Below are 11610 nucleotides of genomic sequence, written 5' to 3' on the forward strand. Positions count from 1 at the left end.
GACTGTAGGAAAGAAAAATGAGTCAAGACAGAGCCTTTTTAAAAAGTGGTCGAAACACCATAATACATAAAGATAAAAAGCATGATTTAGTGATTGTAAACTCTGAAATTCATCCTCGAATTAAAGTAACGCAACATGGGCTGGAGCCATTTAAAGAAGAATTACCTAAAAACCGCCGTGATGCAAAAGAGCGTTATTTAGAAATGGTTTATGTAAGTAGCGCTGATGTATTTGGCGAAGAAAAGCAGTTGCTGTTTATTCAAGCTCTAGACGGGCGTGAATACAAAATAGATTACAGTAAAATCGGTACGAAGTTGTTTGTACGCATTCATCAAGATACATATATGTAGTACTTTAATGGCATCTTTATTGCTAGTGATTACACTATAGTAATTATTTGACATAATAAGGTTCTGCGTATGAAAGCGTTTGCTTTAATCCCCCTCATTTCGTGTGGTTTACTGAGTGCGTGTGGAGGAGGTGGCGGTGATAGTGATAATACAGTTGTAGAAACATCTGTTAATGCTGGAACCGATTTACAAATTATCGAAAAAACTGAATTTACCATCACAGCACAAGGTTCCCCCGCTGATGGTACGTTTTCATGGCAACAAGTTAGCGGCCCAAGCTTAGAAGGTTTTCCGCTTGATGGTGCTGAGCAAACATTGACAGCCCCTGACGTAAAAACTGATAGTGAAATAATCTTAAGAGTAAGCTATCAAAGCACCGGTAGTAGCGCTGTTAGTGACGAAATTTCTATTTCAGTGAGCTCTAATAATCAACTTCCTCTTGCTGTTGTTACCCAAACATCTCCTGAAACACTTCCTTCTGTATACAAAGATACAGTTACTTTGAGCGCTCTTGAGTCGAGCGATCCTGATGATAATGGCCAAATTGATAGTTACTTGTGGCAACTGCTATCAGGTCCTGATTTAGATATTGCTAGCTTTAATGAGTCAACTCTTAGCTTTTCTCATCCTTTACTAGAAAGTAACGTAAATTTGTCTTGGCAGCTAACAGTCACTGATGATGAAGGTGGCGAGGCGAGCACTCAATATTCAATGACACTCAACAAAACAAATGAGTTAGTGGATGCAAATGCAGGCGCAGATCAAAATGTTGAAGAGTTTGAACAAGTAACGCTTGATGCAACAAATAGCGAAACAGTTACCGATACCTATAAGTGTAAATGGCAACAACTTACCGGTAATAGCGAAACATTAAGCAATAGCGACCAATGTACAACGACATTTTTTGCCTCAGATGTTGATACTGAGTCTACATTGAGCTTTGAAGTCACGGTAACCGACTCAAAAGGACGCACAGATACAGACTCCTTATTTGTTGATGTATCACCCAAAGCACTTGGATTCATCAACGATAGTGGTGTTGGTGAGTGTTATAACAATACTCAACGTATTAATTGTGAGAGTGATGACTTTCCAGCGCAAGATGCAGAGCTTGGACGCGATAGCTATGCAAACCGCTTAGATAAAGTTGGCAAAGGTAATTTAGCGTTTGATTACACTAAACTTAATCAGTTTGCTGATGAAGTTGGTGATGATAGTAGTGACTTTACCTGTATACGCGATAATGTTACTGGGCTTGTATGGGAAGTAAAAACTGAATCCTCAGGAGTATTACCAGATACAAGTTTGCGTGAGGGGCAAAATCATTACTTTTGGGATATAGGAGAAACTACTTTTACAGATACAAGTACTGCAAATAGCACATGCCCAAATGATACCAGTTGCGGCGTGCAAAGCTATATAAACGAAGTGAATAGCTTAGATTTCTGTGGTGGTACAAACTGGCGCTTACCAACTTATAATGAGCTTTTAGGTTTAATTGATTACGGGAAACAAGGGCAAAGAGTGCTGATAGACGAATCGTTATTTCCTTATATTCCTCAATCAGGTGATATAGAAAATGTGGATTTACCGTACTGGACCTCTCAAACAGCAGCTGATGGTACCAGTTTATCTCAAGCGTATATCATTGATATGAGTGATGGTAACGACCTTGCTTATCCAAAAGAAAATACTGCTTATGTACGTTTAGTTAGAAGTCGTTAGGAGAAAATAATGAAATTTAAATTACTCTATGCACTAGCAACTATAAGTTTGAGCTTTAATATTGCAGCGGCGCAAACGTGCTACGACGGTGCAGATACCACAACACCGACAGATAGATTTACTATAAATACAGATGGCACAGTGTCTGATAGTGAAACAGGCCTTATGTGGCAACGCTGTAGTTATGGGCAAACTTACAATACAGAGACACAACTTTGTGAAGGCTCAACACCTTCTCTTACTTGGCAAGAAGCACTACGCGGTGCTAAAAATGATACAACCGCAGATTACGATGATTGGCAAATGCCTAACATTAAAGAATTGGCGAGTATTTTAGAGCACAGTTGCACAGAGCCGAGTATTAATGAAGACGTATTTTTGGGCACTAAGCTTCAAAACTATTGGTCAAATACATCGGGTGTAAGCACAATGAGCTCAGCGTGGGTTTATCAATTTGATAGTGGGTTGAATAGCTTACATGCTAAAACCAGTAATGTGTATTTACGGTTAGTGCGCTACGAAGAGTAAAATGCATACTAAGATTAGACAGACAAAAGTGCAGCCTTAAAACAGCTGCACTTTTTTGTTTTACATAAATTTACGTTATTTCAATAATAAAGCGCTTACAACGTTGTCACTCAGCGCATTTTTTTGCCATTATAGGCCGTGATTTAATTACGAAGGAACATCACGGTGTATTTAAGCTATTTTGGCCTGAACGAAAAACCTTTTTCGATTTCGCCCAACCCTCATTACTTATTTTTAAGTGAACGACATAAAGAAGCCTTAGCACACCTTACCTATGGATTAGGTGAAGACGGTGGTTTTGTATTATTAACAGGTGAAGTAGGTACAGGTAAAACTACAATTACCCGCAGTATGTTAGAGCAGCTTCCTGAAAACACTCAAGTAGCGATGATCCATAACCCAGCGCTTTCAGAGCTGGAGTTATTAGCCAGTATTTGTGATGAGCTCAACATTAGTTACGATGTTCATAATGCGACGCTTAAAAGTCTTACCGATATTATAAAAAAGCATTTAGAGACTAATAATAAATCGGGCGGGCACACTATACTTATTATTGACGAAGCACAATTACTTGCCCCTAACGTGCTTGAGCAATTACGTTTGCTGACAAATATAGAAACCGATCATAAAAAATTATTACAAATAGTATTGGTTGGTCAACCTGAGCTGCAAGACCTTTTGAAGCGCAACGAATTAAGGCAACTTGCCCAGAGGATAACGGCTCGTTACCATTTATTACCACTTACGCAAGGCCAAACTGTCGCTTACATAAAGCATCGGTTACATATTGCAGGGTGTGATAAAGGAATCTTTTCGATGGATGCCATGCAAGCTGTTCATCAATTAACTGGTGGTGTGCCACGATTAATGAACTTGGTATGTGAGCGTGCTTTAGTTGGGACTTTTGCAAAGCAGCAGTTGATAGTTGATAGCGATATAATAAAAAAATCAGCCCATGAGTCATTACCCATGGATTTTGTAGCACCGGTTAACGAAGCTAACAAAGCAACGTCATTTGTACCCTATAGCCTTGCATTCGCTGCTTTATTTGCCGTAGGCATTGGGCTTTCATTTATTTTATAGTTAGGTAAGTTATGTCTTATTTATTAGATGCGCTAAAGCAGTCGCAGCAATCAGATATGAGTGCTGAACAGTACGACTTACAATCTGAGCAGTTAAAGCAACAGCAAGCACTTAAACGTTATAGACGATTAGCATTAGTATTTGGTACAAGCTTAGCTGCTTTTATTGCGGTAGCGGGTGGCTTTACCGCCGGAAAGTGGTTTCAAAGTACGACTTTATTAAACGCAGCGGAACCCGCTGTAATTAAGGTGGTGGAAAGCGAAAAATCATCGCCTAACAAAGAAGTTAAAGAGGAAGATGCTGAAGCTGAAAAACAGCAAGTAGCTAAGTTGGAGCCTGCAAAAGTAGCTCCAACAAATACTGCAACAATTGAAGGGCAACTTGTGCATGTGCAAACACCCAATGGTGTACAGCAAATGTTATTAACCCCAAATGGTCAGTATATTCCTATGCCGTCGAGCCAGATCACGAGCGCAGCAGGTTATAATCAGCAAAACATGCAACAAGTAATGCCGGTTCAAAATTATAATCAGCCAGCGTTTAACCCACAAAGTAATTACAATCCAAATAATGCACAAAACACTGCGGTATTTGGGCAAAATCAAAATACCGCATCGGCTCAACTTGATATGAGTAAATATAAGGTATTGGGTAAGCCAATTAATGGCAGCACCCAATCCCAACAGACGAGTGACCCTGAGCTTGATGCCGTGCCTACAACTCTTAAAAATGCATTTGCGCAAGCTATACAAGATGTCGAAAAAAACCAAGATTATGAAGTTACTCAAGCGTCAAAAACGTCATCACGTGTTGAGCCTGTTGAGTTATTACCTGATGGTTTGCAATCAATGTTACCTAATATTAAATATCAAGCGCATATATATTCATCGAGTGCTGATAAACGTTGGATCAAGCTAAATGGCCGAGAATTACACGAAGGAGAAAGTATAGGGGCTCTAACAGTCACAGAAATTACACCTGAGCAAAGTGTGCTAGATTTTGATGGTTATGAGTTTAGCTTAAAAGCTTTGCAAGACTGGCCGCAGTAAGCGCTTAGTTATCATGTTGAGAGCTCGGTAGAATATTGAGCTCTCAATAGTGCTTAGGATAATATTGAATTTTTATAAAAGCGCTCTAAATCAATATTATATTCTTTAGGTTTAACCGCTGACTCAAGAGTGTCTGCAGTTTTTTTATTAGATAAATCAATATCTTTTACTTCGGTGTAGCGGCTATGCTTAGCGCTGTAAAATGTTTTAACGACAGGTTTTAGTGGTGCCCCCGGATTACTCTCGGTGACCAAACCGACTCTTTGGCTCGATAACCTTACAAGCGTTCCTACCGGATGGATGCCAATACATTGAATAAATTTATTAAGCAGCACAGGATCAAAGCTATCTGGGCACCCGTCTTTTAATATTTTAAACGCCTTTATTGGCTCCATGCCTGCTTTATAAACACGTTCTGCGGTAAGTGCATCATAAACATCTACGATTGACGCCATACGCACGTACTGACTTATCTCGTCACCTTTTTTACCAAACGGGTAGCCTTTACCATCGAGTCTTTCGTGGTGCATACCTGCAATATCTACCGCGATTCCTGTTAAGCCAGAGTCTTCTAATATCTCTTTACTGAAAAGCGAATGCATTTTCATTATTTTAAATTCGTCGTCTGTAAAGCGGCCAGGTTTGTTTAGCACTTCATCAGGGATTTTTATTTTACCAATGTCGTGTAATAGTGCGCCGGTAGTCAGCTCAACAATAGTGTCTTTCTCTATATTTAAGTGTTTTGCAAAAATACCCATTAAAATTGATACATTAATTGAGTGCTCAAGTAGGTAGGCATCTTTTTGGCGCATTTGGGTAAGGCAGGCTAGGGCATCTTGATTTCTAAAAACAGAATCCATAAAGCCACTTGCCAGTTCTCTAAACGGCCCTATATCTATATCACGGCCAGCTTTTATATCTTTAAATGCTTTTATTTGCAGTGTTTTTGCTTCGTCATAAAGCTTTTTTGCTTTTCCCATTTCTTGCTCAGCGCTGTTTATTTTTTGCCAAGGATCACGCTTTATTTTTGTTGTAGGTGTAGCGATAGGATCTTTTTCAGGGACTGAATCAATGAGGGTTTTATCTGGGTCGATTTCTACTTCTAAAATACCTGCTTTTATCAGGTTATTAATACCAGCTTGAGTTTTAACCCAGCCTTGGTTTTTAATTTTAATACTGCCAGTTTGTTTGGTAACGCTTTGCACAAACATACCTGGGACTAACTTAGTAATAGGAATGGTTTTCAATTTTACGACTTCAGTTGTTAATCTACTTTTAAACTAACAAACTTATACGTAACGACCAAATAAAAAAGCCGCTATTTTAGCTGTCTCTTATACACAAATCCCTGCTAAGAAATTAGCGGGGATTTTTTTGAACTAAATCTCAATGTCATGATCAGATCTTCAAATCTTGTTTGAGGGCACATTATGATTAACGAACATACTCATTGGGCAAAACAACAATTCGGTAAATCGGACTTAGGTGATCCAAGAAGAACAGCGCGTCTGGTAAAGTTAGCATCAACGCTTGCAAATGAACCAGGAAAACCACTTGTGAACATCACTCAATCCCCCGCCGATATGGAAGGTGCCTACCGCTTTATTCGCAACGAGAATATTGACGCAACGGCTATAGCAGAGTCAGGCTTTAAAGCCACGGTTGAACAAGCAAAAAGTCATAACTTATTGCTCGCATTAGAAGACACGACCACACTAATTTATAAGCATTCCTCCATTCGAGATGATTTGGGTCATGTCGGACGAGGAGCAAAACAACGAGGCTTGTTAGCTCATAGCGTATTACTGTTTGCGCCAGACACAAAGCAAGTTGTGGGATTAATTGAACAGTCTCGCTGGAGTCGTGATATCAACACGATTGGAAAAAGAGAAAAACACGCGACGACTTCTTACGAAGAAAAAGAAAGTTACAAGTGGGAGTCAGCGTCACGAGCGATGGCAGAGCGGCTGCAAGGACAAATGGCGAACGTGATATCGGTGTGTGACCGCGAAGCGGACATCTACGAATACTTGCAGTATAAACTGACCGAGCAGCAACGATTCGTCGTACGCTCGATGCAAAGTCGTCATATTGAAGAAGGTGAGGATAAGCTCTATGCGTTTGCAAGCGAGCTGATGAGTGCAGGCACCAAACACATCCACATTGCACAAAAAGGAGGAAGAAAAGCCCGAAGCGCAACACTGGATATCACCTATGCGCCAGTGACACTCAAAGCGCCTTACAATAAGAAAGGACACTCCCTCCCAGTTTACTATGTCGGCTGTACAGAGCGAGGAAACGCTAAGAATGGCTTAAGCTGGCACCTATTAACCAGTGAACCAGTCACCAGCAAAGAAGACGCCTTAGCTATCATCACCTACTATGAGCACCGTTGGCTTGTAGAGGAATACCATAAAGTCTGGAAAAGTGATGGTACGGATATCGAAAGTTTACGCCTTCAAAGCCAAGATAACATGGAAAGATTGGTGACGATTAATGGCTTTATTGCGACGCGAATATTGCAACTAAAGTTCACCAATGAGCAGCCTGATTCTCCAAGTTGTGAACAACTGTTATCTCCCAAAGCATGGAAGTTATTGTGGTTAAAGAGAATAAAAACACCATTGCCTGAAACTGCTCCAAATATGTCATGGGCGTATCAGGAACTGGCAAAGTTAGGAGGCTGGAAAGATACCAAGCGCACAGGGCGTGCATCTGTGAAAGTGTTATGGAAAGGATGGCTTAAGTTACAAGCCATCCTGGAAGGCTACGATTTAGCAAAATCTCTTGAGTCAGACTTGTGATCAAGAGACAGCAATAAAGCGGCTTTTTTGTATTTAGTTGGATGGAGCTTTACGCCCAACCTTCGTAGCGCTTACGACGTGACAGCACTATCGTTAATATAATACCTAAAAACAGGCCTAAAAACGCAATAGCACCACCGTAAGTCAGTAGCTGGCGTTTCTCTTTTGAGCTAGCAGCTTCTTTTTGAGTGCGCTCTTGCTCTAGCGTTGTTTTAAGCTTAGTAATTTGAGCAGATAACTGCAGATTTTGATCTGTTAAAGTTTGATTTTGTTCTTGTAGCTGTGGAAGTTCTATTTGAGCTTGACGTAGCTTTTCTTGCATAGTGCTCATTTCGCTACTTAGTGTTTTGTACTGTTGGTGTAAGCCCGCTGTTTTAGTAATAAACTTAGTTTCTATCCAGCCTTCGCGGTCTTTATCATCTTTAATTTTTATAAAGCCGTTTTCTTCATTTGATAACAAGGTTAACTTTGTTCCAGCATCTACAGAGCCGAGTAGTCGATAATTTTTACTCGCCCCAGAGCGCATAAAAGTGTATAGATTATCGATAATATAAGCGGTGTTTGCATTCGTTGAATTTGCAGGTTGTGCTTCTTGTGCATAACTCATGAATGTGGTGGCTGTTAAAAGTAGCCCTAATAAACAATGTTTTAGCATTTATCTACCTTGTTGATCTAACTGCGTCCGTTATGAACGTGATTTTTATTTCACATAAGTAGTTAGATAGTATGGATTAAATAGATCAATAGCAAGACTGATATTGTAACCCAGTACGGTAACGCAGGAGTAGTTATCGAGTCCACTAGGTTACAAGCCTCACGCTATGATTAAATTGCTCCTAGATAGAACGAATTTTAATCCACAAAGGTCATCAAGCCCTAAAATAAGGTTAAAAAATTTGCATTGTTAAGGCGCTTTGTTTATTTTGAGCACTTATTTATTTTAAAGGTAATCCGCAAACCGAATGGATACTGAGATAGAACTGAAATTTTTGGTATCAGATGCCGTTATTCCACTGATCCCCTCGTTAATTACTCAATTTGCAAAAACGGTGAAGAATAAACCGTCTCGCAGCTTACAAAATGCATACTACGATACGCCAAGCAGAGAGCTTAGAGCGCTTGATATAGGCTTTAGAACGCGTTGTTCTGACAGCGAATGCGAGCAAACTATAAAGCTTGCAGGTGAAGTGGTAGGTGGTTTACACCAACGTCCAGAGTACAATTTACCAATTGAATCAAGCCGCCCTAATTTAATGGCGTTTGATGCTGATATTTGGCCTCATGGCATGCAAATAAGCGCCATCTCAAAAAACCTGTATCCAATATTTAGTACTAACTTTATTCGTCGTACTTGGTTAATTGAAACCGAAAGTGGCGCTAAAATTGAAGTCGTACTCGATAAAGGTGAAATTGCGGCTTCGGGTAAAATTGAAATTATTAGCGAGCTAGAAATTGAGCTAGTTGAGGGCAGTCGTAATGAGCTGTTTGCATTTGCAGATATACTAGTTAGCCAAAACTGCATACGCTTGGGTTTGTATTCTAAGGCCGCGCGTGGTTATCGACTTGCTGATGAAAAACCTTTAATGCCAAGCAAATCTATTGGTTTTGTACAATTACCAAAGTCGACTACTCAAGAGCGTGCTTTAGTTGAAGCCATGAACTTTGGCATTCGCTTTGTACAAAAGCACGAGCAGTGCTATTTCGATAAGCCAAGTTTAAAAACACTTAAACGCGTAACTGACGGCATCAGTTTAATCCGCCATACTTTTTGGCTATACGACGATATAGTATCTAAAGAAAGTACAGAGCACTTACGTACCGAACTTAAATGGTTATTAAGTGAATTAGCGTGGGTAGAAAACGCGATTCAATTAAAAACGTACACGTCTAAACGCCATGCTTTTTATAAAAAAATTAATGCGGCGCCAGCACTTGCTCAAGTCATTGGAGACTTAAAAGAGTTACAGCCAAGCATTGACGATATAAATGCACTGTTTCACAGCGCACGTTATAATCGTTTATTACTGTCGTTAACTACCTGGTTAATCGATAAGCAATGGCGTAAAGACTGGGGGCAAGCAGAGCTTCAAGCGGCTGAGCAAAATGTATCGTCTATTGCCAATAGGCTTTTTAATAAAGACTGGAAAAACCTGCACGAGTTGCTTCCAAAGGAGCAAACACTCGATGTCGCTTCGTATTTAAACCTGCGAACTCAGCTTGAAAATAGCCTACTGAGCGGTAACTGTTTAGGATCGTTATTTGATAAAGAAGAGCGCCTAGAGTTTAGATTGCCTTGGCTTGATATTTCTCATGGTATTTATGAATTAAGTACGCTTGAGTATTTAAAGCAATTATGTGCAGGGCAAGAAGACGAACAGCTTGCTAAAATCCAGTCATGGCTTGAACAAAAGTCTGAATATTTGGTCAGTGCCATGGAGCAAAGTCGCCTTGCTTCACTTGACATAGAACCTTACTGGCAAAAATAAATGATGCGCTTTTGTAATAAAATTCAGTTGCAAAAGTGTTTATTCGTTATTTTTTATTAGTTAGTTTTAACACTTACGCTGAGCCCATATGGCATTTGTATAAAAACAAAAATGGCGTAAGTGTGTATTATCAAAGCCACAGTGATAATACCTTTGAAGTAAAAGCGCAGATGAGCGTGAAAGGCGTATCCACCAATGAGTTTTTAGAATTACTTAGTGATACCGATGCCGCACCCCAATGGCTCGAAAATATATCTCAGGTAAAGGTTATTAAGCACATAAGCCCACCAGAAAATTTAGTGTACAGTTATTTTAATTCCCCTTGGCCTGTTAGAGATAGAGATAGCATTACTTATTCTTGTTATTCACAGTTAACTGCAAATAAAAGCCAATTGCTTATTAGTGCTCGCCCTAATAAGCAGCCCAAAAACAATGGCGTTATAAGAATTACTACTTTAAATGCACGCTGGCTACTGAGTGAGGACAAAGGCCGCCTTGATATTGAGTACCAAGTATATGCTTTGCCTGATGGGGCAATACCTACTTGACTAAGCAATAAGGTCGGATTGAAAAGTACTTACACCACATTTATGAACTTGCATCATATGCTCACAGATAAAAAATACACTCCAAAACTACCTGTAATCAAAGCAGGTCAATGCTAAATATCGAATATATAATAATTTAATGCTGTGTTGAGTAGTCTTTAACTACGCTTAAGCAATAATGACACGCTATTATTTGGAGAATTGATGAAGTATTTAGTGGCTATATTATGTTTGATACACAGCCCATTCTTATTAGCTCAAGAATATACCTTTGGTGTAGTGCCGCAATACGAGCCGCAAAAGCTAAATACTATTTGGCAACCTTTGTTAAAGCAAGTAAGTAAGCAAACGGGAGTAACAATAAAGCTAATTACAGTTGAGTCTATTCCTGTATTTGAAAAAGCCTTTGCTAATGGTGAGTACGACTTTGCATATATGAACCCATGGCATAGTGTTGTAGCATACGAAAAACAGGGATATTTACCACTAATAAAAGATGCAGGGCGAAAGCTGCAAGGTATTTTGCTCGTAAACAAAGACAGTGATATTGATAATTTAAGCCAACTAGAGGGCGCTGAAATAGCATTCCCTGCACCTAACGCATTAGGTGCGTCATTATTAATGAGGGCTGATTTAGCATTGTTATACGGGCTAACAATAAAGCCTGTATATGTCCAAACTCATCCATCGGTATATTTAAATGTAGCACTGCACTCAACAATGGCGGGCGGTGGTGTAATGGGCACATTTAAACAACAACCAGAAAGCTTACAAAATAAACTCAAAATTCTTTATAAAACGCGTGAAATTAGTCGCCACCCAATTGTCGCCCACCCAAGGGTTGATGCTGCAATACAGTTAAAAGTGCAACAAGCTATTTTAGATATAGGGCAAAGCCCAGAGCATAAACATTTGCTTGCAGGTATCCCAATTATTAAACCTAGTATTGCAGCTTTAGCTGAGTATCAGCAGTTAACTCAGTGGGGCTTACGCTCTTTTTATGTTGAAAATTAGTGGGTTTCGTAGCCTAAGAGCAC

Annotated in this window: 11 protein-coding genes; 9 read left to right on the top strand and 2 right to left on the bottom strand. The window is 39.6% G+C overall.

Features of this window, described 5'->3' with window-relative positions; translation table 11 throughout:
* Positions 1 to 17: 17 nt before the first annotated feature.
* The 5 genes from RB214_RS04270 to RB214_RS04290 all read left to right on the top strand — a co-directional run bounded on the left by RB214_RS04270 (position 18) and on the right by RB214_RS04290 (position 4735).
* Positions 18 to 350: a hypothetical protein gene (locus tag RB214_RS04270; protein ID WP_002958746.1), complete on the top strand. Its 333-nt coding sequence runs from the start codon at positions 18 to 20 to the stop codon at positions 348 to 350.
* A 69-nt stretch (positions 351 to 419) separates the two neighbouring features.
* Positions 420 to 2075, top strand: a complete 1656-nt coding sequence (locus tag RB214_RS04275) for a DUF1566 domain-containing protein (RefSeq protein WP_309168449.1) — start codon at positions 420 to 422, stop codon at positions 2073 to 2075.
* 9 nt (positions 2076 to 2084) lie between these two features.
* On the top strand, positions 2085 to 2603 hold the full coding sequence (locus tag RB214_RS04280; protein WP_182672540.1) for a DUF1566 domain-containing protein: 519 nt from the start codon (positions 2085 to 2087) through the stop codon (positions 2601 to 2603).
* 165 nt (positions 2604 to 2768) lie between these two features.
* The gene (locus RB214_RS04285; RefSeq protein WP_165744853.1) at positions 2769 to 3686 is read left to right on the top strand and encodes an ExeA family protein; all 918 of its coding nucleotides are present in this window, start codon (positions 2769 to 2771) and stop codon (positions 3684 to 3686) included.
* Positions 3687 to 3697: 11 nt separating this feature from the next.
* On the top strand, positions 3698 to 4735 hold the full coding sequence (locus tag RB214_RS04290; protein WP_309168451.1) for a general secretion pathway protein GspB: 1038 nt from the start codon (positions 3698 to 3700) through the stop codon (positions 4733 to 4735).
* A gap of 53 nt (positions 4736 to 4788) precedes the next feature.
* On the opposite strand, the gene RB214_RS04295 is transcribed toward RB214_RS04290, so the two are convergent.
* Positions 4789 to 5982, bottom strand: a complete 1194-nt coding sequence (locus tag RB214_RS04295) for an HD-GYP domain-containing protein (RefSeq protein WP_309168452.1) — start codon at positions 5980 to 5982, stop codon at positions 4789 to 4791.
* 183 nt (positions 5983 to 6165) lie between these two features.
* On the opposite strand from RB214_RS04295, the gene RB214_RS04300 reads away from it, so the two are divergent.
* On the top strand, positions 6166 to 7539 hold the full coding sequence (locus tag RB214_RS04300) for an IS4 family transposase (protein WP_024598303.1): 1374 nt from the start codon (positions 6166 to 6168) through the stop codon (positions 7537 to 7539).
* A 49-nt stretch (positions 7540 to 7588) separates the two neighbouring features.
* Here RB214_RS04300 and RB214_RS04305 read toward each other — a convergent pair whose 3' ends face one another.
* Entirely contained in the window at positions 7589 to 8194 is a 606-nt protein-coding gene (locus RB214_RS04305; protein ID WP_002958928.1) for a TIGR04211 family SH3 domain-containing protein, read from the bottom strand.
* Positions 8195 to 8501: 307 nt separating this feature from the next.
* On the opposite strand from RB214_RS04305, the gene RB214_RS04310 reads away from it, so the two are divergent.
* The 3 genes from RB214_RS04310 to RB214_RS04320 all read left to right on the top strand — a co-directional run bounded on the left by RB214_RS04310 (position 8502) and on the right by RB214_RS04320 (position 11587).
* Complete coding sequence (locus RB214_RS04310) at positions 8502 to 10025, top strand: CYTH and CHAD domain-containing protein (RefSeq protein WP_024596277.1); 1524 nt, start codon at positions 8502 to 8504, stop codon at positions 10023 to 10025.
* Between the two features lie 122 nt (positions 10026 to 10147).
* On the top strand, positions 10148 to 10573 hold the full coding sequence (locus tag RB214_RS04315; protein WP_309168453.1) for an START domain-containing protein: 426 nt from the start codon (positions 10148 to 10150) through the stop codon (positions 10571 to 10573).
* 204 nt (positions 10574 to 10777) lie between these two features.
* Entirely contained in the window at positions 10778 to 11587 is an 810-nt protein-coding gene (locus RB214_RS04320; RefSeq protein ID WP_309168454.1) for a phosphate/phosphite/phosphonate ABC transporter substrate-binding protein, read from the top strand.
* Positions 11588 to 11610: the final 23 nt, after the last annotated feature.

Source organism: Pseudoalteromonas sp. HL-AS1, from assembly GCF_031198785.1.
Classification (GTDB): Bacteria; Pseudomonadota; Gammaproteobacteria; order Enterobacterales; family Alteromonadaceae; genus Pseudoalteromonas; species Pseudoalteromonas distincta.